This window comes from Microbulbifer sp. Q7, assembly GCF_001639145.1.
In the GTDB taxonomy this organism is placed as follows: Bacteria; Pseudomonadota; Gammaproteobacteria; order Pseudomonadales; family Cellvibrionaceae; genus Microbulbifer.
This window is the reverse complement of the sequence record NZ_LROY01000002.1, coordinates 947425-972992: the sequence shown is the minus strand read 5'-3', so window position 1 is coordinate 972992 and position 25568 is coordinate 947425. Positions and strand designations below refer to the sequence as shown.

Genomic DNA, 25568 nt, shown 5'->3' with positions numbered 1-25568 from the left:
CCAAGGGGGCAATTCATGCTTCTAAGTTGTATTCGTAACTTCTTCGCTGTCATCACCGTTGTATTCTGCTTTTCTGCCGGGGCCGTCGCCGAGTCCTGGGTACTGGTGGTACATGGCAATAAAATTCACCAGAAAACATTGGACGATATTGCTGCCGCAGGCGGAAAAATCACCCTCACTGTGCCTGAGATCGGCGTATTGCTGGTAGAAGGTGACAGTAGCTTTGGCGAGAGCGTCAACACCCTTTCCGGTGTTAAACACGCGGGCGTCAACGCATCCTTCCAGTTCTATGAGCCGATTGTCGCTGAGGGCATGACACTCGACGCCGCGGCGAACCCACCGCTCAGTGGTGATGATGATTTCTTCTTCGACCTTCAGTGGGGGCATGTCGCCGTGAATGCGGTGGAATCCTGGAACGCTGGAAACACAGGCAAAGGCGTACGGGTAGCCATTATCGATGGCGGCTACGACCTGGATCACCCGGATCTGGCCCCCAATATCGACTACAACGCCAGCATGGATTTCACCGGTGAAGGGCTTGCCTACACCCTGCCAGACACCTTCAGCCACGGCACCCATGTTGCGGGTACCGTTGCGGCTGCCGACAACGGCATTGGCACCATCGGTGTGGCGCCCGACGCGACGCTGATCTTGCTCAAAGCCCTGGGTGATGCCGGCTCTGGCTCATTTGGCGCTGTCGCTGCGGCGATTGTGCATGCGGCCAATCAGGACGCAGACGTCATCAACATGAGCCTGGGTGCTGCCTTCCCCGCGAGCGAGCCCGGCGCTGCGGCACTGCGCACCATGATGTCTCGCGCTACCAACTACGCCTACCAGGCGGGGGTGACCATCATCACTGCCGCGGGCAACGACTCAACCGATGGCGACAAAGACCGCAACAACCTGAATCTGCCGGCTGATTCGCCTCACGCCATTTCCATTTCCGCCACTGGCCCGCAGGGCTGGGCTGCAGGTAACGGCAACCTCGACAATCTGGCGATTTACTCCAACTATGGTCAGTCCTTGATCGACTTCGCGGCGCCGGGTGGCGACTACACCTATTACCTAAGCAATAACGATGTGTGCACCGTTGGCCCCATCACCAATCTCTGCGGTGTCTTTGATTTTGTGTTCAGTACCGGTAACGGTGGCTGGTACTGGTCGGTCGGCACCAGCATGGCATCGCCGCATGCGGCGGGCGTTGCAGCGCTGATCATCGGTGCAAATGGTGGCGACATGCACCCTGCCCAGGTTGAGGCAGCCCTCGCCCAGGGGTCACTGGATCTGGGCAAGCCCGGCAATGACGATGTGTATGGCGCAGGCCTGGTTCAGTCTCCCAAATAAGGAGAGAGTCAAAAAAACGCCTTACTTCAGAAACAGCAAAGCCCCCTGACGGGGGCTTTTTTTGTGGGGCTGGCGAGCTGCGTTAGGCCTCTGCCGGTGCCGGCCCTACGAGGTGTACTACCAATCAGCCTTCAGAATCATCGACAGGGTCAGCGGTAAGTGCCGGCCAGGCAGCGCGAATGTACAGCACCATGGTCCAGAGCGTCAGCGCAGCGGCGATGTACAGCAACACATAACCGATGGTTTCCATGATCGGGAACTCCCGCACATCAAACGCCAGAAGTACGATGATTGCCGCCATCTGGGCGGTGGTTTTGATCTTACCGATAAATGAGACCGCGACACTGTTGCGCTGCCCAAGCTCGGCCATCCACTCTCGCAGTGCCGATACAGCAATCTCCCGGCCAATAATCACCGCTGCCGCGATGGTAAACAGACGGTGATTATGCAAATCCACCAGCAAAACCAGAGCCGTAGCCACCATCAACTTGTCAGCGACGGGATCGAGAAAAGCCCCGAACGGCGTGCTTTGATTCAATTTGCGGGCGATGTAGCCATCCAGCCAGTCCGTCGCGGCGGCAATGGAAAATATGAGCGCTGAGGCGATATAGCTCCAATTGTACGGAAGATAAAATACCAGCACGAAAACCGGAATTAGCGCTACGCGCAGCAAGGTCAATTGATTGGCTAGGGTCATGCTGGTCCTTCTACTGTCCGGGAACACACATCGTCGGCAGTGCGTAACTTAGCAACCTGAGACAAAAAAATAAACGTCGGTGAGGTATTTCCGCTGCTCTATTCGTTGTGCAGGGTCGAGTATATATCCTGAGCAAGTTTGCGGCTCACGCCCTCAACACTGGATAGCTCATTCACGGAAGCGCGCATAATCTCTTGCAGCCCCCCAAAATGGCGCAGTAGCGCCCGCCGCCGCGCTGGACCGACACCCGGTATGCCTTCCAGCGGGGATTCGCGACGCTTTTTGTCACGGCGCTGCCGGTGCCCGGTGATAGCAAACCGGTGGGCTTCGTCCCGCACCTGCTGGATGAGGTGCAAAGCGGGAGAATCGGCCCCCAGTACCAACTCACGGCCTTCGGCAACCACATGCAGGGTCTCAAAGCCCGCTTTCCGGGTGGTCCCCTTGGACACGCCAATAATCTGCACACCGGTGACGCCGAGCTGGTTCAGGGCATCCACAGCCTGGGTCACCTGCCCCTTGCCTCCGTCGATGAGCAGGATATTCGGAAACCGCCCCTCACCATTCGACAAGCGGGTGTAGCGACGCTTCAGGGCCTGGCTCATTGCCGCATAATCGTCGCCGGCGGTAATGTCCTCAATATTGAAGCGGCGGTAGTCGGATTTTACCGGGCCACCGGTGTCAAACACCACGCAGGACGCCACCGTCGCCTCACCACTGGAGTGACTGATATCGAAACATTCGAGGCGCTCGGGTAGCCCATCGAGCCGCAGTACTTCCTGCAGGTTTTCGAACCGGTCTTGCAGCTTTTGTTGTGATGCGGTGCGGCTCTGCAGGTTCTGGCTGGCCGCCTGCTGCGCCATCTCGACCCAGGTAGCGCGATTACCCCGCAGGCGATGCACGACTTGGATGTCTTTCCCCGCCTGCTTGGTCAGTGCCTGCTGCAAAGCCTCTAAGTCGTCCAATGGCTCCGACACCAGAATCTGGCGGGGAAGCTCCCTACTGGTGCCCAGGTAGAACTGGGGAATGAAGGCAGACAGCAAGGCGGCATCATCCAGGCCGAGCTTTTCGCTGGGGTAGTAACTTCGGCTGCCGAGGATTCTTCCCTGGCGTACAAACAACACATGGACACAGCAGATCCCGCCGGAAGTCGCGACCCCAAGCACGTCCACATCTGCACCGCCGCTCTCGGCAACCTGGTCGGATTGCAATCGCCGCAGCGCAACGATCTGATCCCGCAACCGCGCCGCCTTCTCAAACGCCAGCTCCATGGATGCCTTCTCCATCTCATCGGCGAGCTCGCGGATAATGCTGTCGCTTTTACCGGCAAGAAACATCTGCGCGTGCCGCACATCCGCCTGATAATCTTCCGGGTCTATAAAGTCTACACAGGGCGCGGTGCAACGCTCGATCTGATATTGCAGGCAGGGTCGGGAACGGTTGGCAAAAACACTGTCTTCGCAGGTCCGGATCCGAAAGGTTTTTTGCAGAAAATTGAGACTGTCTCTCACCGAGGATGCATTGGGAAACGGGCCAAAATAATCGCCCTTCTTGCGTTTGGCACCGCGGTGAAAGGCAATGCGCGGAAAGGTATCTTTGCTGGACAGAAAGATATAGGGGTAGCCCTTGTCATCTTTCAGCATGACATTGTAGGGCGGACGCTGAGACTTAATCAGGCTTTGCTCAAGTACCAGCGCCTCTGTCTCACTGCGCGTTACCGTAACCTCAATGTCCGCAATCTTTTCCACCAGTGCCATGGTTTTTGCGGTCAGCCCGCTGGCCCGGAAATAACTGCTGAGACGATTACGCAGGTTTTTGGCCTTACCCACGTACAGCACCTTACCCTGGTCGTCAAACATCTGATACACACCAGGTTTGCGGGTAACAGTTGTGAGAAAGCGTTTGCTGTCGAACATTGCGTGTACTTATGCCAAAACAAAACAGGGGCCGTTCAGGCCCCTGTTAGAAAAAACGATCGCGTTGTCTGGGTTCAGGACCGATTATGCCACGGTTGCGGCATGCCCAATCGCAGTTTAAGGCAAATTAAACCGCCTCTTCCGGGTCCAGGACGTTGTGTTTGACCGCCAGAAGCGTGAGCTCCACATCAGAATGCAAGCCGAGCTTCTCAAAAATTCGGTATCGGTAGGTGTTGACCGTTTTCGGACTGACCGAAAGTGTCTCAGCAATCTCTGCAACCTTGTTGCCATTCACGATCATCACCGCGGTCTGCAGCTCTCGCTCCGAAAGATCCTCAAACGGGGATCCGCCGCCACTCACACTGCGCAGAGCCAATTTGGTGGCCATGGAGCTACTAATGTAGGTTTCCCCGGCAACGACCGAGTGAATCGCCCTGACCATCTCCTCGAGATCGGCACCCTTGGTCACATAGCCAGAAGCACCAGCCTGAATCAGGCGACTCGGGAAGAGGTCGTCGTCGAGCGCACTCACCGCGATAACCTTCGCCTGAGGAAAGCGAGGAATGAGCTTGCGGGTGGCTTCGAGCCCTCCCATGCCGGGCATGCGAACGTCCATGAGAATGACGTCTACCGCTGTCTCCCGGACGAAGGCAATGGCGTCTTCACCACTCTTGGCCTCGCCAACTACTTGGATATCGTCGACGTCACCTAACATGCGCGAAATACCCATTCGCACCAGGTCGTGATCGTCTACCACTAAGACTTTTATCAAATTAGCCCCAACCACGGATTTTCAGTCAGCCTTGCGCAAGAATTTCCTACTAAATCTGTCCTGCACAAAACCGTGTTTTTTGTTATTGCTCAGCGGGTTAAGCCCGCAAAGATCCATCCACAGAGCCCTCCGTGAACATACCAGACAAACGTCGTGGTGCAAAGCGGGTTCGCCGATGGAGCACGGAGAGGAAACAGGAAAATTTTGCCCATTCTGCAAAATAAAATAACGCCAGCAAACCAGAACCAGTTGAATCATCCGCGCAGTTCACGCGTGCCGGCTTTGGCTCCGGTTCAGCGGCGAAATTCGTTGGGGGAAATAATGGCGGTGCCGTGACTCTCGGTAATGGGACTCATTTTCGTTCCAAAAAAACCGTGGAAAAATAGTCCAAAAGGGTCATTCAGCCTGAGATTCGAAAGACACCGGGTCAGGGATAAAACCTCGGCTCGGGTTCAAGAGTTACGCCAAACTTTTTTTGTACATCACGGGCGATCTCTCCGGCCAGGTTAATCACTTCGCTGCCACACCGGTGCCCGGGGTTGACCAGCACCAGCGCCTGGCGATCATGCACCCCTACCCCATTTCTGGAAAAGCCCCGCCAACCGGCCTGATCAATCAACCAGCCGGCGGCCAGCTTCCAACCGTCTGCGGCAGTGAAAGCAACCAGTTCCGGATGCTCGGCCTTGAGCGAATGATAGAGACTTTCATCCACTACCGGGTTCTTGAAGAAACTGCCAGCGTTGGGAATCTCTACCGGATTGGGCAACTTGCTGTTGCGGATATCGATCACCGCGGCGGCGACCTGCGCCGGGGTAAGCTGATCAAGTGGAAAACCATGTTCGGAAAAATACTGCTGCAACGCGGGGTAGGCAATGTGACGCTGCCAATCACCGGGTAGCTTGAGCACCACCTCGCAGATCAGATACTGGTCTTTCGCCGGCCCCTTAAAAATACTGTCGCGATAGCCGAACTTGCACTGCTCAGCCGTGAAAGAAACAAGCTCGCCGGTGCGCACATCGATTGCGGTGAGGCGTTCAAAGGTATCTTTCAACTCGACGCCATAGGCACCAATATTTTGAATGGGGGCGGCACCAATATTGCCGGGAATCAACGCGAGGTTTTCCAGCCCACCGTAGCCAAGCTCGACACTTTTCATGACCAGCTGATGCCAGTTTTCCCCGGCGGATGCGCGGATTCGGACACCATCACCGGCAGGCTCAAATTCGAGCCCCTGCATACCAAGATGCAGCGCCAGGCCTGGGAAGTCAGCGGTTAATACAATGTTGCTGCCACCGCCCAGGGGCAATATCGGAAGCCCCTGCTCGCGGGCAAACTGTAACGCCTCCCGCACTTCATCCAATGAGGTTGCTGCGCAGAAGTACTTCGCACGCGCGGCAATCGTCATGGTGTTATAGGGCTGTAAATCTACGTCAGGCTGAATCATTGGATACCGGTCTAATCCCAGGGGCGGATTGGCGTCGCCGCTACGGCCGCTGCCATACAGCTGCGAAGACAAGGCGTACTGCAGTCATTCGGTCAGCCAAAGTACGCTTGCATCCGCTCGAGATCCTGCGCGGTGTCGACGCCGCCGGGTACCTCTTCGCAGGCATCGGCCACATGAATCCCATGGCCGTTGTACAGGAACCGCAGTTGCTCCAGAGCCTCGAACTGCTCAATCGGCGCCATCGGCCAACTGACAAACAGGTTCAGCAAACCCGCCCGGTAAGCATAGATGCCAATATGGCGGCGCGGATTCAGCCCGGCAGGCAGTGACTGCCGGTCCACCGAAAATGCGTCTCTTGGCCAAGGGATGGGCGCACGGGAGAAATAGCGTGCGAGGCCGGAACCCTCGGTCACCACCTTGACGATATTAGGATTTAAAAAATCGTCTGCCGACAAAATAGGTTCCGCTAATGTGGCAACGCCCGCGGCGGTGTTTTCTGCCAGGTTGCGCGCCACCTGATTGATTACTGCGGGCGGAATCAAGGGTTCATCCCCCTGCACATTCACCAGAATACGATCATCTGCGACCCCGAGAATGGTCGCCACTTCCTGCAGGCGGTCAGTACCGGAGGCGTGGTCAGGGCTGGTCATGCACACCTCACCACCAAATCCCCGCACGGTATCCGCAACACGCGCATCGTCCGTCGCCACAATCACTCGCTGAGCGGCACTCGCCTGCGCACGCTCAAATACCCGCTGTACCATCGGCTTGCCGGCAATGTCTGCCAACGGCTTGCCCGGCAGGCGGCTGGAGCCAAATCGGGCGGGAATGATGACGTCAAATTCAGGGTTGCTGGAATCGGTCATGCGGGCTGGAAACTCTCAAGGTGATGGTGAATGCGTTGATAAAACAGGTCTGGCAGCTGCGCCCTGGCCTCCAGGGCCCACCAGTGGCTTTGCCAGAAGTCGCGGCACTTGACCGCGTCTTTCATGGTCATGATGACCGGGGTCTCCCCGTCCAGTTGCAACTCCTGCTGGGAGTACTGGTGGTGATCGGGAAACGGCATTTCCATTACCGCGTAGCCAAGCTGCCTAAGCGCGTTAAAGAAGCGCTGGGGGTTTCCGATGGCGGCGACGCCATGGCAAGGCCCAACCTCCGGCCCGGACGCCAGTTTGAGCGTCGATGTCTGATCAAGATTGAATTGATGCCACAACGCGGGCTCCAACTCCATCACGAAGTCCGCCTTGTCACCGCACTGAGATTCTGTCATCGGGACGGGCGCCCCATTGACGACCACCATGTCGACACTGTCGAGTCTTTCCGGGGATTCACGCAGGGGCCCACGGGGCAACAGATGCTCGTTGCCAAGCCCACGTTGGCCGTCCACCACGCAAATTTCCATGCTGCGCCACAGGCCATAATGCTGCAGACCATCATCCGACAGAATCACGTCGCAACCGTGCTGATCGATCAGCGCCCTCGCCGCCTCCGCCCGCTTGGGCGAAACCATCACCGGCAGGCCGGTCATGAGGTGCAGCATCAGCGGTTCATCACCGGACTCCAAAGGGTGTGACTGAGCGGTGACGTTGTAGGGGTAATATTTGGCGCGCCCGCCGTAGCCACGGCTGATAATTCCGGGCTTGTGTCCGCGCTCCTGTAGCCAGCGGCCGAGCTCGGCAACCAGCGGGGTTTTCCCTGCACCGCCCACGGTGATGTTACCCACCACAATCACTGGTACCGGCAGTGGCTCCGGCGGATTGCGCAGCTTGCGCAGGCGGCTACCGTGACGAAAAACCAGCTCCAGGGGCGCGAGCAGGGGCAGCGGCATGCTGCTGTCACTGCCGCCGTCTACGGCGGGATACCAACGTTTGTTTAACCAGTTTTCAAGCGACATGGCTCGATGCGCTCCTGTCCCTGTTATGAGTTATATCGTCCACCAAGATGTCATTCGAGCACACCGCCGGACTGCTGCTGCAGCAACGCCGCGTAGCGGCCACGCTGTGCCAACAGCTCGCGGTGGGAGCCACTTTCCACGATGCGCCCCTGATCCATCACCAGGATGCAATCCGCATTCTCGATCGTACTCAGCCGGTGCGCGATCACAAAGGTGGTCCGGTTCTTCATCACTTCCGTCAGCGCCGCCTGGATATGCCGCTCCGACGCGTTGTCCAGGGCGGAAGTGGCCTCGTCCAAAATCAACAGCGGGGAGTCTTTAAGCAGTGCCCGCGCAATCGCCAGGCGCTGGCGCTGGCCGCCCGACAGTATTTGGGCATTATCCCCGAGCACCGTGTTGAGCCCCTCGGGCAACTCGTCGATGAACTCCCGTGCGTGGGCCAGATCGACCGCGCGCTGAACTTCGGCTTCCGACTTACCTTCCAGCTCACCGTAGGCAATGTTGCGAAAGACGGTATCGTTGAACAGGACAATATTTTGCGAAACCAGGCTGATCTGCGCCCGCAGCTCAGAAACCGGCACCTGGGTAATATCGACACCATCCAGCAGAATCCGCCCCGCGGTGGGCTCGTAAAACCGTGACAGCAGGCTCACCAGTGTGCTCTTGCCCGAGCCGGATGCCCCCACCAGTGCCACTGTCTGCCCCGCCTGCACAGTGAAGTCGATATCGGCCAGCACATCCGGGCCGTCCTCGTTATAGCGGAAGACCAGGTGCTCGAAGGTGACTGTTCCAGTAACCGGCTTGGGCAATGCCAGCTGGCCACCTGCCGACTCTTTGGGGGTATCAAACACTTCAAAAATACTTTCCGCGGCGGCGATCCCTTTCTGGATTTCCGCATACACCTCGGACAGGTTGCGAATAGGTTTCGCCAGCGACGCCGCCGCCCCGATATACGACGCGAACACCCCCGCAGTCATGGACTCCACCATGCCGGGTGCCAGTGCAAACCACACCAGTACGGCGGTAGCCAGGCCCACCAGGGTCTGGATGACCGAAACACTCGCATTGTCGGCCACAACCAGCTTCATAAACTGCTGGCGATTGGCGTTACTCGCCGATTGAAAGCGCGCGTTCTCGTACTTGCGGCCGCCGTACATACGCACCACTTCATAGCCATTGATGGCTTCCTGGGTGACGTGAGTAACATCGCCCATGGTGTTCTGGATACGGTGACTAAGTTTCCGAAAGCGCCGTCCGACAATGGCGACGATCACGGCGATGATCGGCACGAACAGAAAGAAGGTGAGCGTGAGCTTCCAGTTCACCAGCAGCAGGTAGGTTAGAAGACCGATGGCCGTGAACGACGAGCGGATCAGGGTCCGCAGCGCCTTGGTGATCGAGTTGGTCACCTGCTCGACGTTGTAGGCAACCTTGGAAATCAGGAAAGCGCCGGTGTAACGGTCAAAGTAGCTACTGGGCAGCTGCCCGATATGCTCGAACAGCTCGGAGCGAAGCTGGTGAATGACCGCCCGGGCCACATAGGCGAGCCCGTAGCTGCCGATGAAATTACCAATGGCCCGCAGGATAATGATGACCAGCATGGCCGAAGGCACCAGCCAGCGCGCGGTTTCCTGCGGCATGATGCCACCGGGGAAGAATCCGGCCACATAGCGGGAGAGAAACCCTTTGCCCTGCTCAATGCCGGCACCCACGGCATCCAGCAGCAGCTCGGTGACCGCGATCAGCACCACTTCCATACTGGAAAACAGCAGGAAGCCGAATACAGCGACCACAAACAGCGGCCACTGGGGGATGGCATATGAGAGGAGACGGCGATAGGTCTTGGCACCGTGCCGGGGCTTCAGCACCGGCTGGGAAGATTTATCCATAAATATCTTGGCAGCGTGTTCTCTGCTCAATGCAACGGCGAGCGGCCTGTCTGCCGCCCCGAATGCACCGCACACGCAGCATGTGCCACGCCCGGCAGTTAAACACTTTATAGATTACTGTTCGTCCGGCTGCCGGGTAGTAATGCTGAGGTGTACAAATCCCAGCTGCCCCGCGGCATCCATAGCACGAACCACCGCCTGATGTTGAGCGGTGGCATCTGCGGTAATGATCAGCGGGCGATTGTACTCGCCGCCGGACACTTCCGACAGTGCAGATTTGAGTGTGGCCAACTTCTTGTTGATCAGGGCCCGGCCATCCACGGAGTAAGAGCCGTCGGCATTGATCAGCACTTCGATGGTGGAAGGCGGGGTTTCTGCCTGCGGACCCGCGGCCTCCGGAAGATTCAGCTTGAGATGGCTTTCCTTGGTAAAGGTGGTAGACACCATAAAGAAGATCAGCAGCAGGAACACCACATCAATCAGTGGTGTGAGGTTTACCCCGTCCTGCTCGGTATTCTGGCGGCGAAATTGCATTGAGCGCTCCTGAATCTGTCGTCGAGCGCGCTCAGGCCGCCGCTTCGATGCGGCGGTCGCTGTGCAGAGCATCCACCAGTTTGACGGCTTCCTGCTCCATGGTCACCACGATGGAGTCCACGCGGCGCTGAAAGTAACGGTGCGCCATAAGGGCGGGAATCGCCACACTGAGCCCCGCTGCGGTGGTAATCAGGGCCTGCGAGATACCGCCGGCCAGTACTCCAGCGTTGCCGGTGCCCTCGAGCATAATCGCGGTAAATACCTGGATCATGCCGACGACGGTCCCCAGCAGGCCGATCAGCGGTGCCACCGCCGCGATGGTGCCCAGCACATTGAGAAAGCGCTCCAGCTCGTGCACCACCTGGCTGGCGGCCTCTTCGATACTGTCTTTCATTACATCGCGGCCGTGCCTGGAGTTCGCGAGCCCGGCGGCAAAAATACGGCCCAGAGGGCTCGAATCACGCAGTTCCTTAATCTTTTCCGTGGTGAGCTGATTGCTTTTCAGGCTGGTCCAGACCTCTCCGAGCAGCGCGCGTGGCGCGATCTTGCGCTCGTTGAGCGTCCACAGACGCTCGATGAAAATGGCGATGACAGCGACAGAACAAAGCAGGATTGGCAGCATCAGCCAACCGCCGGATTTGATGATTTCTAACACGTTTGTGCCCCAGACTGCGTACGGGATTTTTATGGTTTCTTAGTGTTCGGCGACCGAGTCAATTGCAGCGGGCACCGTGGCCTGAAACTCTACCACAGCTCTGGTCGGCAGCTAAGTGCCTGATTGTTATCTTTTTTTGTGGCTGTGAACCCGGTGGCACAATGGTGCCCGGATGTGCACAGCCCAAAACGCAGACAGCCGCCCGAAGGCGGCTGTGCAAACTACAGGTGCGCGCGGCTTACTTGCCGGGGCGCTCAGGGCGCTGGGGCTTCTCCGGGCGCTCCGGCTTCTCGGGACGCTCGGCCTTCTCGGGGCGCGCCGGTTTCTCCGGGCGATCCAGCTTGGCCACACGTTCGGCGCGGGCCATCTCACGCATTTCCTTCTTCTCTGCGCGCGCCGCGTCGCGACGCTCCAGCTGCGCGGTGCGATCGGGGCGGTTGGAATGGATGCCGCTCATGATCTCACCCAGGTTTACACCCATGGATTTGGCGATCTGCCCCCAGCCCATGCCGTCCACCTGACGCATTCTCAGCACCTCATTCAGCGACTCCTGGGCAGACAGCCCCTCCTCGCCTTCAGCCGCGTCTGCCAGAGAGATACCGGCCAGTTGCTCAGCAAGTGCCATGGTAATCAGCACATTGCCATAGCCCATACCGGTGTTCGCTTCCGCACCCTCTTCCACATCCGGTACTTCATCCGTGCCGGCCTCTACCGAAGAGTCGCTGCCGCCGTCCGCCTCAGTACCGTCTCCCTCAGGGAGCGGCTCCACGTACTGGATACTGCCGTCGCGTAGGCCAGACACGATACTTTGGGATTCTTCACCAAAAAAATCTGCGAAGATGCCGGCAATACGCTCGGCAGGCACGGTTTCAGCTACCTCAACCACTTCAACATCACCGGTGTCTGGCATGTCGTCATCGGCCCAAACCAGGGGTACGGTCGCCATCGCGGTAAGTGCTGCGGCCAGCGCTGTGGACTTAAATGGAATCTTCATCGCTTATTCTCCTTGATGGAAGACTGTTTCGGCACCGCGAGAGGCCAGCCCTTTGGACTTACCACTCCCCCCGCGCAACCGGGGAATCAATTAATTTGCCGGGCGGTAACTGACCTGGATACCGAACCCCTGATCCGGGCTGCCGTCCGCAAGCCCGATGTAGCCATACAGCATGCCCGTCCACTGGTTACTGAGTTTATGACTGTAGTAACCAAAGATTTCGGTTTGCGGGTCACTGGTGTCGGTGGCGGCCTGCTGATAGTCGAGTGAAGCGCCGATGCTGGCGGCATCGCTCAGGCGGTAGCCGGAGCCAATAGAGGTGTACCAGACGTTGCGTAACTCGACGTCCGGCAGATCACCCTTGATCTTTCTAGCCACGGTGACGAAGGGGGTGAAGTTGTCTATGGCGGTGAACACCTCCGCCTGCAGGGTGTAATCGGTCTCACCCGTGCCTAGCCCCTGGTCCTCATCGGCAAGAGGCACCTTGTACTTACCAGAAAGGTCAACGAAATAGCGGTTGCCAATGGGCTCCAGGCTGTAAGTGCCGGTGAGCCAGAGGTCACCCAACCCGGATTGCTTGGTGCGCAGTGGCGCATCCGGCGTCTGATTGCCACCGTTGCCGTTCCCGTTGCCATTACCGGGGCCAACCACAAAACCGCCATCCCCGCCCGGGATCACGCCACCAGGGCCCTCGACCGAAATCCAGGGAAGTGACGCCTTGAATGTCCAGTTGGCCGAGGGGGAGTAGCTGGCAGTAAAGGGCACAGACACGATATCGGTCGCAGCCGTATCACCGTAATCGCCACTGCTCACATCGGTACCCAGGGAGTACTTCCAATCTGCCGCATTCACGGCAACACTCACAGAAATACTCACAGAAACGCCACTGGCAATGACCATTGCCTTCGCGAGCCGACTAATTTTCATACAATACGCCATACATCCGGGATTCATTAGTGATGGAACCGTACCAGTTTATGCCTATGGCACAGTGCGCGATCTCTCAAAAGTCAGCGGTAACCACTCGCGCGCCGAAATTCTAGACTCGGTCCGCATTTACTCTGTGCATTCCACGACATGTAGGACGTGTGCTGCTGCAGATCAACCTGGCCGATCAACGGTCTGAACCTGACTGCACCCGTCCTCCACTCGGGATGGGCGCCAGAACTTCGCAGTATCACGAGCACAGGCCACCCGCGGCTCAGTACTGCTCTGTTGCCAGTAAAACTGAACGGCCCCAAGGTCGGCGGTATTGAAAAGCTCGGCACCCAGTGCGCGGTATCGGGATACAACCGCCGGATGGGGATGACCAAAATGGTGTCGATAACCTGTGCTGAAGACCACCCGCTGCGGGGCCGCCCAGTTGAGCAGTGCCGGCGAGGAAGAAGTGCGCGAGCCGTGGTGCGGTGCCACCAGAACATCAACGGGGAGAAAGTCGGGATAGAGCGCAGCCAACTGGATTTCTACCGCGCGGGAAATATCGCCGGTCAACAGTACTCGGGTATCTCGCCAGGTCAGCAGACCGACACAACTGTGGTCATTCTCCTCACCGTTGAGCGCAGGTGACAGCGGCCACATCCAGCGTACGGTGAGCTCACCAAACTGCACCGAACCGCCCGCCACACAAGGTTGCATGCCGGTAACAAGCGGTAGCGGTTCCGCAATATCCGGGGTTGCGCGACCCAGCAGCCGCTGACCGAGGCGCCCCGGCGCAAACAGCTGGTCTACTGCCAGCATTGCCATTACCCCGGCAGCGCCACCGGCGTGATCACGATCCCCGTGACTGACAATCAATCCGTCGACGCTGGACCGCCCCTGCGCCCGCAAATACGGCGCGACAATACCGGCGCCGGCACTCCAGCCGCTCGCGGTACTGGCGCCGGTATCAAAGATCACGGTGTGCTGGGTGGTGGTCGCCGTCACCGCGAGCCCCTGCCCCACATCCAGTACCGCGAGCTCGAACGTGGCCGGCGCTGGACGCTGCCAGGGTGTGGCGCCAACTGCGATCACCGGAAAGCACAGCAGGCCAAGCCCCCTGCCCGGCACGCCCTTCGGCAGCAGCAACGCCAGCGCACTCAGCACCAGCAGTGCCGACAACCAGGGGCCGGGCACGGGCAGCACCTGCCAGCCCGGCGCAATGCCATCAAGCCATTCGAAGAACGTCAGCAGCCAGGAGAGCTGCATATCGGCCAGTGTCCAAAGCACCGTCTTCAGCGGCACCACCGGACACAAGGCACCCAACAGGATCAGCGGCAGGATCGACAGTCCTACCCAGGGAATCGCCACCAGATTGATCAGCAGGCCACTCAGGCTGATGCCATGGAAGATCAGTACGGATGGCACCAGCAAGGCGAGGAAAATGGCCCACTGGCTGTGCACCCCATTAACCATCCAGGTGCGCAGCCAGGTGCGCAGCGCTTGCAATCGTGTTCCCGCACCTCTCGTCCGAGCGCCCGCTGGACTCGCGCTGGTACTCGCCGATTCGCTGACCGGCCCCAAGTTCAAACGCCCTTGGAAACGTAACAGCAGCGCCGCAACGGCGATAAACGACAGCCAGAACCCGGCATTCAATACCGCCAGTGGCTGCCACAACAGAACGCCGCATACCGCCAGGGCAAGCGTCAGTTGCCCATCGATCCTCCGTCGGAAAAGCAGTGTAACCATGGCCACTGCCGTCATCAGCAGCGCCCGCTGGGCAGACAACGGGGCTCCGCTAATCAGTGTGTAGCCGAGAGCCCCCGAGAGCCCGGCAAACCCGGCGATGGTCAACGGGCTGCACCATCGTCCACCAGTAAAGGCACCGAAAAGTCGCCCGAAGAACCAGCCGAGCAAGAAGAAAGCTCCAGCCACCATACCCACATGGAGTCCGGAAATCGCCAGCAAGTGGGCCGTGCCGGTACGCTGCAACAAGGCTTGCGTCCGGGTGTCGATGTCACTGCGGTCGCCGAGCAGCAGTGCGCGGATAAGCGGCGCCTCGGTGTATCCCGAGCCCTGTGCGGCCGGTTGCGATAGTTGGCGACGCAGGCTATCGCGCAGCGCACCCACCCCGGATCCCGGAGCGATATGAATGGGTGATTGGTCCCGATCGCGCACGTAGCCAGTGGCAAACAGCCCCTGCTCCAGTAACCACGCCTCGTAATCAAAGGTATGCGGATTAACGCTGCCCCGTGGCTCCTTCAACCGCACACGCATTTGCCAGCGGCTGCCGCTGGTAAGGCGCGCGGCATCGGCCGGCGCTACCCGATACCAGCCCAGTTGCAACGTGCGGTTGTGCAAACGCGGGTCGTCTGCATGGACGATCCGCGCCCGGAAACGCGCATCCTGATATCCGCTGGCCCCCGCAACCGGCGGTCCGAACCGGGAGGCGGCAGGCGTAGCCCTGACCAGGGAAGTCAACTCAACGCGCACGTCGTGATCGGTACCGTGCAGATCCGGAGGCAACCGCTGGTCCAGCGCCCGGTGGTTCGACTGCAGGCCCCAGCAGCTACCCAGTAAAAAAGGCAATAACATTCGGACCGCACGTGTTCGCCATCCGCCGCAATGGTCCCTTCCGCGGGTAGTCAGGGCGAGCAGGCCAATGGCGGCCAGCGCCAGTAAACCGCCGCCCGCCAAGTCCGCGGTGCCCGGCAACCGGGGCCAGAAAGCCACCTGCCCGATACCCACGGCGCAGGCCCAGAGTGCCGCGGAAACACCTGTGCGAACACCCGGATTCATCCCTGTCACTGTCGACTGTCCATGTCGATCAACCCCCCTTTCCCTGTGGATTTTTGCTGATTCAACCACGCCAAACAGCCATTACTGACTATTTTTCGACCCTTTCGTCACAAAAGATTCAAATCTTTTTCATCTTTCACATCTTTGTAACATTCGTACAGCAAACTGCGCCGCATCTGAAGAACACACAACGTCAATTCTTTTTTCAACCCTTGGTTACGAGAGCAATCATGAAAAAAACCGCGATTTCCCTGGCTATGGCTGCAGCACTTCCGACCTTCGCCCAAGCCGAAGTCTTCGATTATTACGGCAAGGCCAACGTGTCTTTCCAGTCTGAAGACGAGGGTAACGGTACCGTTACTGACGTATCCAGCAACGCATCCCGCCTGGGTGTGAAAGGTGAGCTGCCTCTGGAGAGCGGTATCAAAGGCATCTACAAAATGGAATTCCAGGTCAACATGGACGGTGAAGGCGACACCTTCAGCCAGCGTAACATCTACGCCGGCCTCGAAGGCGGCTTCGGCCAGATCATCGGCGGCAAATTCGACTCCCCGCTGAAAGTCGCACAGAAGAAAGTGGACCTGTTCAACGACCTGGAAGGCGATATCAAGAGCATGGTGTCCAAGAGCGACAACCGTCCTTCCAATGCCATGCAGTACACCACCCCGTCGTTCGGTGGTTTCAAGGTCGCTGCAGCCTACATCAGCAACAAAGAAGCCGAGCTGCTGGATGACGAAGGCAACGTAATCGACACCCGTGACAACGGCACATCCATCTCCTTCGCCTACGACAACAACGGCGTGTACCTGGCCTACGCCTACGATCAGGACGTTGAAGGTAACGACTGGAGTGTTAACCGCGTAGTTGCACAGTACAACTTCGGCAACCTGCAGGTTGGCGGTCTGTACGAAGAGCAGGAAAAAGCCGACAACAGCACACAAGACGGCTGGGTTACTTCCGTAGCCTACAAAATCGACAGCTGGACCGCCAAGGCACAGTATGGCCAGTCCGACATCGTGAAAACCGACGGCGAAACCTTCAGCCTGGGCCTGGATTACAAACTGTCCAGCGCCACCAAGGTGTTCGGTTTCTACACCGACGAAACCGCGGCTGACGATTACGAGCGCAGCTACTTCGGCGTAGGTACCGAGCTCAAGTTCTGATTCAGACTCGACTCAGGCAACCCACAAAAAGGGCGCACTAAACAGTGCGCCCTTTTTCTATTTTCGGGGGTGACTGCATTCCCGAAGGGCCTCGTTTTCCGGTGTGACTGCGTGTAATCAAAGCGGCGCCGTGTTGCGCGTTGAGCTGTGGTAGCATCAGGGCGTTTTCACAGCACATGGAGTCACCTAATAATGGATCGAACAAAATTCGCCCTCATTTTCGCCGCTGCGCTACTGGTAGCCTGCGGCAAGGACGTGGGCACCACCCAGTCCTCCACGGAACCATCCGCTTCGGCATCCGCCGAGACACTTCCTGCAGGTGTCACCCTGGTTGAAACCTTCGACGGCGATGGCGCCGAGATCGCCATTCCCTACAGCAAGTACAAGCTTGCCAACGGCCTGACCGTCGTCCTGCACGAAGACAAATCCGACCCTCTGGTACATGTAGATGTCACCTACCACGTGGGTTCCAACCGTGAAGATCCGGGTCGCTCCGGCTTCGCCCACTTCTTCGAACACATGATGTTCCAGGGGTCGGTGAACGTGGCCGACGAGGAACACTTCCGCCTCATTCAGGAAGCCGGCGGCACCCTGAACGGTACCACCAATACCGACCGTACCAACTACTACGAAACCGTGCCCGCCAACCAGCTCGAAACCGTGCTGTGGCTCGAGGCCGACCGCATGGGCGTGTTCCTGGATGCGGTGACGGAAGAGAAATTCGAAGTACAGCGGGAAACCGTAAAGAATGAACGCGGCCAGCGCGTGGACAACCGCCCCTACGGGCGCGCCCTTGAAACCATGTACGCGGCCACCTACCCCGATGGACACCCCTACTCGTGGCCGGTTATTGGCTGGATGGAAGATCTCAACCGCGCAGACCTCAACGACCTGAAGCGGTTCTTCCTGCGCTGGTACGGCCCCAACAATGCAGTACTGACCATCGGCGGTGACGTCGACAAGGCGAAAACCCTGGAATGGGTGGCCAAGTATTTCGGTCCAATCCCCGCAGGCCCCGAGGTAGAAAACCTGCCCAAGCAACCGGCCACGCTGGATAAAGATCGCTATGTCACACTGGAAGACAACATTCATCTGCCCGCGCTGGCGATGATGATTCCGACGGTGTATGGCAACCACGCGGATGAGCCCGCGCTGGATGCCGCCGCTGAAATTCTCGGCCAGGGCCAGGACTCCATGCTGTACCAGCGACTGGTGCAGACCGGCCGCGCGGTGCAGGCCTCGGTGAATCATTCCTGTAAAGAACTCGCCTGCGAAATGTGGTTCATCGTCATCCAAAACCCGGCCTCCGGTGAAAGCCTGGCGGAGATGGAACAGGCTGTGCGCGATACACTGCTGGAATTCGCCAAGCGTGGCGTGAAGGAAGATGACCTGCTGAAATTCAAAGCGGGCTACGAATCCAACCGCGTATTTGGCCTGCAGTCTGTTGCCGGCAAGGTATCCACCCTGGCGGCCTTCGAAACCTTCACTGGCAGCCCCAAAGGTATCGACGATGAGATCAATGCGTATCTCGCGGTAGAAACGGACGATGTGACCCGCGTATTCGACCAGTACATCGCATCCAAACCCGCCGTCCTGCTGAGCATTGTTCCCAACGGCAAACCCGAACTCGCTGCCGCGGAACATAACTACGAATGGAAACGCACCATTCCGGAAAGCTATGGCGATGACGACGAAGCACTGGCCCTGCGCCCGGTAAAAGACAGCTTTGATCGCTCGGTTCAGCCCACCCCCGGTGTTAACCCACAGGTAGAGCTGCCCAAGATTGCCGACGGCAAGCTGAAAAATGGCGTGCGGCTACTGGCGGTACAAAATGATGAAACGCCCACTGTCACCGTTCAGGCGGTATTCGGTGTGGGCCAACGGGATGAGCCCCAGGGCAAAGCCGGCCTGACCTCACTGATGACTTCGCTCATGACAGAAGCCACCACCGAGCGCAGTGCCGCGGAGTTCGCCGAGGAGTTGAAGCGACTGGGTGCTTCCATCAGTGTCAGTGCCGGTGATTACGACACCACCGTGACCCTCAGCGTGCTGGCCAAGCACCTGGACAAAGCGGTACCGCTGATGATGGAGCGCATCCTCAAGCCCGCGTTTACCGAGGAAGATTTCGCCCGTATCAAGCAGCAGACCATTGAAGGCCTGCAGCAGGCACGCAAGACCCCGCAAGGCCTGGCAACCCGCGCGGTGGGTGCAGTGATGCGCGGCCCCGAACATCCGCTCAGCTTCCCCACTGGCGGCCTGCCGGGCACCGTGGCCAGCATCACCCTGGACGACGTCAAGGCGCACTACAAGGCGCACTTCCCCGTACACTTTGGTGGCGTAACGGTCAGCACCAGCCTGCCCCATGAAACCATTGTGAAGTCGCTGGACGGTCTGGCTCAGCTCAAGGTATCGGAACCGGTACGACCGGCTATTGCGCTGGAAACGCCGGAAATCAAAGGCCGCACCGTATACCTGGTCAACAAGGATGGTGCCGCACAATCCAGCGTCCGCGTTGCCCAGCACGGCCTGCCCTACGATGCACTGGGTGATTACTACCTGGCCTATCTCGGCAATTTCCCGCTGGGTGGCAATTTCAACAGCCGTATCAACCTGAACCTGCGTGAAGATAAGGGCTACACCTACGGTGCGCGTACCTACTTGCTGGGTGAACCCCAGGAAGGCATGTACATGTTCAGCTCTGAAGTGAAGAAAGAAGCCACCGCAGACGCGTTGAACGAAGTGCTTACCGAACTGGAAACCTTCGACCGCGAAGGCATGACGGAAACCGAGTTCAACTATCTGCGCTCGGCGATCGGCCAGCAGGAAGCACGTAGCTATGAGACACCCAGCGCCAAGCTGGGCCTGCTCAACCGCATCCTGCGCTACGATCTGCCGCTGGATTATCGCAGCCAGCAAAATGCGATTTTGCAGGAAACCGACCGCAACAAACTCAACAAGGTCATTACCGGACTGCTGACGCCGAAGGACATGTCCATCGTCGTGGTCGGTGATGCAGCGAATATCCGTGAAAGCGTCGAGGCGCTGGGTATGCCGATTGTTGAGCTGGACGAAGACGGTTACGTCATCGAAGACAAGGAGCCGGCGCAACCGGAGTCAGCGAGCCTGTAAACGGGCTTGGCCCCAAACAAAAAAAGCGGCCTCGGCCGCTTTTTTTGTGTCTGTCTGCGCACTATAACGCGCCCTTTTTCCCGTCAGACGGCGTGGGCGCGCGCCGCACGGGCGGCGTGCAGCTTCTTGTAGCTGTCGATCAGGCGCAGGTGCTTGTCCAGACCTTCCAGTTGCATGTTGGTGGGTGTGAGGCCGTGGAAGCGCACGGTTCCGTCCACCGACCCAATGACGGCCTGTAAGACATCCTCGCCGTACATACGGCCGAGGTTGAACGTGAAGTCTTCCAGCTCGAGTTCATCGTCCAGGGTTATTTCCAACACCGCCTGCACCGCGCGGTAGAAGAGCCCCCGCTCCACGGTGTTGTCGTTGTACTGCAGGAAGGCTTCAACCAGTTCCAGCGCTTCCTCGTGGCGTTGCAGGGCGAGATAAACCAGTATCTTCAGTTCGAGTACGGTCAACTGGCCCCAAACGGTGTTCTCATCGAACTCCACGCCGATCAATGTGATGATGGTTTCGTAGTTGTCGATCTGGCTCTCTTCCAGACGCTCAACCAGGTCTTCCAGCTGCGCGTCGTCCAGACGGTGCAGGTTCAGGATATCCTCGCGGTAATCCAGCGCCTTGTTGGTGTTGTCCCAGATCAGGTCTTCTACCGGGTACACCTCGGAATAACCCGGCACCAGGATCCGGCAGGCCGGTGCACCCAGTTCGTCGTAAGTTGCTATGTAAACCTCTTTACCCATCTCCTCGAGAATCCGGAATAGGCGGTCGGCCTCGCTCTTATTGATATGAGTATTGGTATGGGTATCGACATTGGTATCGGTATTGGCATGGTTGCCTGACGTCGTTTCCGGGGTAAAGTCCCATTCGACGAATTCGAAATCCGCGCTGGCACTGAAGAAACGCCAGGAAACCACACCGGTGGAGTCGATAAAGTGCTCGACAAAATTCTGCGGCTCTGTGACTTCAAGACTGTTAAACGTGGGCGGCGGCACATCGTTCAGGCCTTCAAAACTGCGCCCCTGCATCAGTTCGGTCAGGCTGCGTTCCAGCGCCACGTGCAGGCTCGGGTGTGCACCAAAAGAGGCAAACACACCGCCGGTGCGCGGGTTCATCAGGGTCACACACATCACCGGGAACTGGCCACCGAGCGAAGCATCCTTCACCAGAATCGGAAAGCCCTGTTTTTCCAGTTCGTCGATGCCCTCGACAATATCCGGGTACTTTGCGAGCACCTCGGCCGGCACGTCGGGCAGCGCCAGCTCCTGCTCCAGAATCTGCTTTTTGACCGCCCGTTCGAAGATTTCTGATAGACACTGTACCTCCGCTTCCGGCAAGGTATTGCCCGCGCTCATGCCATTACTCAGAAACAGGTTTTCAATCAGGTTGGAGGGGAAATACACCACCTCGCCGTCGGATTTGCGCACGAATGGCAAAGAGCAGATACCGCGGTCCCCGCGGCCGGAGTTGGTGTCAATCAGGTTGGAACCGGCCAACTCTCCTTCGGGATTGTAAATCGCCCGCGTGTAGTCATCGAGAATGCCCTCTGGCAGCGCATCGTCCTCCGGCACCGCAAACCATTGCTCGTTCGGGTAATGCACGAATGCCGCGTTCGCGATTTCTTCACCAAAAAACTGATCGTTGTAGAAGAAGTTGCAGTTCAGGCGCTCGATAAACTCCCCCAGTGCCGAGCACAGCGCACTTTCCTTGGTGGCGCCCTTGCCGTTGGTAAAGCACATGGGTGAAGCCGCATCCCGAATATGCAGCGACCACACATGCGGCACGATATTGCGCCAGGAGGCAATCTCGATCTTCATCCCCAGATCCGCAAGGATCCTGGTCATGTTGGCAATGGTCTGTTCGAGCGGCAGGTCCTTGCCCTCAATAAACGTCTGCTGCCCGGCTTCCGGCGTCGCCATCAGCAGTGCCTGAGCATCCTCCGCCAGGTTTTCCACCGTCTCGATCTGGAAATCCGGCTCAGTCTGGATCACTTTTTTTACGGTACAGCGATCGATAGAGCGCAGAATCCCCTGGCGATCTTTTTCCGAAATATCCTCCGGCAGCTCCACCTGAATCTTGAAGATCTGGTTGTAACGGTTTTCCGGATCGACAATGTTGTTCTGCGACAGGCGGATATTATGGGTAGGGATATCCCTCGCCAGACAGTACACCCGCACAAAATAGGCCGCGCACAGGGCGGACGACGCCAGGAAGTAGTCAAACGGGCTCGGCGCCGAACCGTCGCCCTTGTAGCGGATCGGCTGGTCAGTAATGACCGTGAAGTCGTCAAACTTGGCTTCAAGACGCAGGTTTTCAAGGAAGTTGACGTTGATTTCCATGGGAACTACCGGATTTGGAGAGTGTGTGGTGTCCTGCCGTATCGGTCAGGCGACGGCGCGGCATTATGCAGAATTTAGGGTAGCTCGTCTGCCGCAAACTCGATCATCTGTGCTCGCGGGAGCGTTTTCACAATAATCGCCGCTCGTCGCACCGAATAACCCTGTGGTGAATATCTGGTATAGGATATCGCCAGTCGCGGTATAACGATAAACATCACCCGGAGCTGCTATGAAGCCTCATATTGCCTTCCTCGCGTTTACTATCTTCGTCACGGGCTGTGGTAAGCCTGCCGACGAGGATAAACCCACCTCGCCAGATAGCAGCTCGCTGGCGCCTAAAGTCGCCCCACCAGTTGCCAAAAAAGTCCCTCACAAGATGGTAATACATGGCCATGAGCGCATTGACCCCTATTATTGGATGCGTGACGATTCTCGTAGCGACCCTGAAATACTGGGGCACCTGGAGGCAGAGAACCACTATGTCGACCAGATAATGGCCCACACAGAGACGCTGCAAGATGGCCTGTACCAGGAAATGGTTGGACGGCTGGAGAAAGACAAGTCTTCCGTCCCGGCTAAGGTGCGCGGGTATTGGTACTACACCCGCTATGAGTCTGACGGTGAATACCCAATACATGCGCGCAAGAAAGGTAACCTGGAGGCAGCCGAAGAAATCTTGCTTGACGTCAACACGCTCGCAGTAGACCACGCCTTTTACAATGTGGCGCGCACTGCGGTCTCTCCGGATAACACGCTCCTCGCTTATCCCGAGGACACAGTGGGCCGAAGAATTTACAGTATCCGCTTTAAAGATCTGAGTACCGGGGAGCTACTGCAGGACACGCTGGAAAACGCTGAGGACACTGTGGTCTGGGCGAATGATAACCAGACCGTATTCTACATTAACAAGGACCCGCAGACCCTGCTCGGCTATCAGGTGATGCGACACAAACTGGGTACGCCGCAAAGCGAAGACCAGGTTGTCTACGAAGAAAAAGACAGTAGTTTTTTCACCTTCATCTCCAAGTCGCGTGATGATTCAATGATCTACATCCACCACTACTCGACGTTGGTAAAAGGTGTTTCCGTACTGGACGCCGATACGCCGAATGGTGAATTTCTACCACTTCATGCACTCGAACCCAAGCATGAGTACTTTGCGCAAAAGCTCGACGAAGAATATTTCATCCGGACAAACTGGCAGGCCGAGAACTTCCGCCTGATGAAGGCCACCGCTGAATCGGTCAACGATAAATCCCAGTGGCAGGAAGTCATCCCGCATCGCGAAGACGTATTGCTGGAGGAGTTCGTGACATTTGATGGTCGACTGGCCGTTGTCGAGCGAGCCAACGGCCAGTCCGCGCTGCGGATTATCGGATTGACAAACGAAGATGATTTCGAGGTTGGATTCAACGACCCGGTCTACCAGCTCTCTCTGAGCAACAATCCAGGCGTCTCGTCGAGTACCGTCCGGATTTCCTACTCTAGCCTTACCACGCCTAACACCATTTATGATGCCGACCTGCGTTCTGGCGATCTTAAATTGATGAAGCAAGACAAAGTCCTGGGCGATTTCGACCGCACCCGCTACAAGGCCGAGGGTATTCGTGTAACGGCTCGGGACGGTAAGCAAATCCCCGTGTCGCTGGTTTACCGTCAAGATCTGTTCAAGAAGGACGGCTCCCATCCACTATTGCAATACGGCTATGGGTCTTATGGCAACACCATAGACCCGGTGTTTATTCCCAGTATCTTTTCACTTTTGGACAGGGGCTTCGTGTTCGCCATTGCGCATATTCGTGGCAGTCAGAAACTGGGACGGGGCTGGTATGAAGACGGGAAGATGTTCAATAAAAAGAACACCTTTACGGACTTTATCGATGTCACCAAAGGGTTGGTTAAGCAGAAATACGCCGCTCCTGACAAGGTCTTCGCTTCCGGTGGCAGCGCGGGTGGCCTGCTGATGGGTGCGGTGATAAACATGGAACCCGATCTGTATCGCGGAATTACTGCGAAAGTACCTTTCGTGGATGTGGTGACTACCATGCTGGATGAATCTATTCCGTTGACCGTGAACGAGTATGATGAATGGGGCAATCCCAACAACAAGGATAGCTATGAGTATATGCTGTCCTACTCTCCCTACGACCAGGTAAAAGCACAGGACTACCCGAACATTCTGGTGACGACCGGGCTTCACGACTCGCAGGTACAGTACTTCGAACCGATGAAGTGGGTGGCAAAACTGCGCGAACTAAAAACCGATCAGAACCAGCTGCTGTTCTACACCAATATGGAAGCGGGTCATGGGGGGGCCTCAGGCCGCTTCCGTCGGAATAAGGAGCGCGCGCTGGAATACGCCTTCTACCTGGACCTCCTCGGCAAGGGGCACCTGGAAAATACCAATCAGTGAGCGCACTGATTGAACTGGCAATCTTCTAAGTTTGCTGAGAAACGTTGTTATCTGGCGACCACCAGATAGCAACGGTTGACAGACATACTCCGACAACAAGGGCGCGCAACCCGCGTCCTTTGACACTTTCCCCAAATGTGACCTACCGCAAAGCACCGCAGACAAGCCTATCTATACTCGCGCCCCGTCCTGATTTACTGAGATGTACCCATGAAACTGTCTACAAAACTGAACAAGTATGCCCTGGCCCTGCTGGTCGCCGCATGCAGCATGCCGGCCCTCGCTAAAACCAACAACGGTGTGGGGCTGGGCGTGGCCTACGATCTGGGCCTGGGTGTGACCGCGCAATTCCGCGGTACATCCGTATTCGTCAACAGCGATTCGCTGGCCGTCGATATGCGCATCGAGAACTTCAGTAATGACCTCCGCACCGTACACGCCTATATCGACGCCGGCGGTTTTTATGAAGACGGTGGCAATAATGCCGACAACGACCGGGCTGGCGTTCGCCTGCCTTTGGGACTGAGCTTCGGCATCGCCCCCAGCCTGCAGGCCTATATCCAGGCCGTGCCCCATTTCGCGTTCAGTGACAACGAGAGCAATGAAGGCTTCGGCATCGACGGTGCGCTCGGCGTTCGCCTGCGCTTCTGATGCGATCTTGATACGCTTCTGATACA

Annotated in this window: 18 protein-coding genes; 5 read left to right on the top strand and 13 right to left on the bottom strand. The window is 57.8% G+C overall.

Annotated elements, in window-relative coordinates; genetic code table 11:
- Window positions 1-15: 15 nt before the first annotated feature.
- Window positions 16-1344, top strand: a complete 1329-nt coding sequence (locus tag AU182_RS09695; RefSeq protein WP_082859340.1) for a S8 family serine peptidase — start codon at window positions 16-18, stop codon at window positions 1342-1344.
- 124 nt (window positions 1345-1468) lie between these two features.
- Here AU182_RS09695 and pgsA read toward each other — a convergent pair whose 3' ends face one another.
- The 12 genes from pgsA to AU182_RS09635 form a co-directional block, all read right to left on the bottom strand.
- Complete coding sequence (gene pgsA / locus AU182_RS09690; protein ID WP_066964278.1) at window positions 1469-2041, bottom strand: CDP-diacylglycerol--glycerol-3-phosphate 3-phosphatidyltransferase; 573 nt, start codon at window positions 2039-2041, stop codon at window positions 1469-1471.
- A gap of 98 nt (window positions 2042-2139) precedes the next feature.
- Entirely contained in the window at window positions 2140-3954 is a 1815-nt protein-coding gene (gene uvrC, locus AU182_RS09685) for an excinuclease ABC subunit UvrC (RefSeq protein ID WP_066964275.1), read from the bottom strand.
- Between the two features lie 127 nt (window positions 3955-4081).
- Complete coding sequence (locus tag AU182_RS09680) at window positions 4082-4726, bottom strand: response regulator (RefSeq protein ID WP_066967838.1); 645 nt, start codon at window positions 4724-4726, stop codon at window positions 4082-4084.
- Window positions 4727-5153: 427 nt separating this feature from the next.
- Window positions 5154-6170, bottom strand: coding sequence for a UDP-N-acetylmuramate dehydrogenase (gene murB / locus AU182_RS09675; RefSeq protein ID WP_066964272.1), 1017 nt, complete (start codon window positions 6168-6170; stop codon window positions 5154-5156).
- A gap of 92 nt (window positions 6171-6262) precedes the next feature.
- Entirely contained in the window at window positions 6263-7036 is a 774-nt protein-coding gene (gene kdsB / locus AU182_RS09670) for a 3-deoxy-manno-octulosonate cytidylyltransferase (protein WP_066964269.1), read from the bottom strand.
- Window positions 7033-8064, bottom strand: coding sequence for a tetraacyldisaccharide 4'-kinase (gene lpxK, locus AU182_RS09665; protein WP_066964266.1), 1032 nt, complete (start codon window positions 8062-8064; stop codon window positions 7033-7035). The genes kdsB and lpxK overlap by 4 nt, the downstream gene beginning before the upstream one ends.
- A 50-nt stretch (window positions 8065-8114) precedes the next feature.
- On the bottom strand, window positions 8115-9953 hold the full coding sequence (gene msbA, locus AU182_RS09660) for a lipid A export permease/ATP-binding protein MsbA (RefSeq protein WP_066964263.1): 1839 nt from the start codon (window positions 9951-9953) through the stop codon (window positions 8115-8117).
- A 114-nt stretch (window positions 9954-10067) separates the two neighbouring features.
- On the bottom strand, window positions 10068-10487 hold the full coding sequence (locus tag AU182_RS09655) for a biopolymer transporter ExbD (protein WP_066964260.1): 420 nt from the start codon (window positions 10485-10487) through the stop codon (window positions 10068-10070).
- A 31-nt stretch (window positions 10488-10518) separates the two neighbouring features.
- Entirely contained in the window at window positions 10519-11142 is a 624-nt protein-coding gene (locus AU182_RS09650) for a MotA/TolQ/ExbB proton channel family protein (RefSeq protein WP_066964257.1), read from the bottom strand.
- Between the two features lie 238 nt (window positions 11143-11380).
- Entirely contained in the window at window positions 11381-12136 is a 756-nt protein-coding gene (locus AU182_RS09645) for a hypothetical protein (RefSeq protein ID WP_066964254.1), read from the bottom strand.
- 90 nt (window positions 12137-12226) lie between these two features.
- On the bottom strand, window positions 12227-13063 hold the full coding sequence (locus AU182_RS09640; protein WP_066964251.1) for a hypothetical protein: 837 nt from the start codon (window positions 13061-13063) through the stop codon (window positions 12227-12229).
- 174 nt (window positions 13064-13237) lie between these two features.
- The gene (locus tag AU182_RS09635) at window positions 13238-15850 is read right to left on the bottom strand and encodes a DNA internalization-related competence protein ComEC/Rec2 (RefSeq protein WP_066964248.1); all 2613 of its coding nucleotides are present in this window, start codon (window positions 15848-15850) and stop codon (window positions 13238-13240) included.
- Window positions 15851-16080: 230 nt separating this feature from the next.
- On the opposite strand from AU182_RS09635, the gene AU182_RS09630 reads away from it, so the two are divergent.
- On the top strand, window positions 16081-17013 hold the full coding sequence (locus AU182_RS09630; RefSeq protein WP_066964245.1) for a porin: 933 nt from the start codon (window positions 16081-16083) through the stop codon (window positions 17011-17013).
- 192 nt (window positions 17014-17205) lie between these two features.
- Window positions 17206-20142 (top strand): pitrilysin family protein, encoded by a 2937-nt coding sequence (locus AU182_RS09625; RefSeq protein ID WP_066964242.1) that lies wholly within the window; start codon window positions 17206-17208, stop codon window positions 20140-20142.
- Between the two features lie 83 nt (window positions 20143-20225).
- Here AU182_RS09625 and AU182_RS09620 read toward each other — a convergent pair whose 3' ends face one another.
- Window positions 20226-22478 (bottom strand): OsmC domain/YcaO domain-containing protein, encoded by a 2253-nt coding sequence (locus AU182_RS09620; RefSeq protein ID WP_066964239.1) that lies wholly within the window; start codon window positions 22476-22478, stop codon window positions 20226-20228.
- Between the two features lie 229 nt (window positions 22479-22707).
- On the opposite strand from AU182_RS09620, the gene AU182_RS09615 reads away from it, so the two are divergent.
- Both AU182_RS09615 and AU182_RS09610 read left to right on the top strand, forming a co-directional pair.
- Window positions 22708-24891: a S9 family peptidase gene (locus AU182_RS09615; protein ID WP_082859339.1), complete on the top strand. Its 2184-nt coding sequence runs from the start codon at window positions 22708-22710 to the stop codon at window positions 24889-24891.
- A 210-nt stretch (window positions 24892-25101) separates the two neighbouring features.
- Window positions 25102-25542 (top strand): hypothetical protein, encoded by a 441-nt coding sequence (locus AU182_RS09610; protein ID WP_066964236.1) that lies wholly within the window; start codon window positions 25102-25104, stop codon window positions 25540-25542.
- Window positions 25543-25568 lie beyond the last annotated feature (26 nt).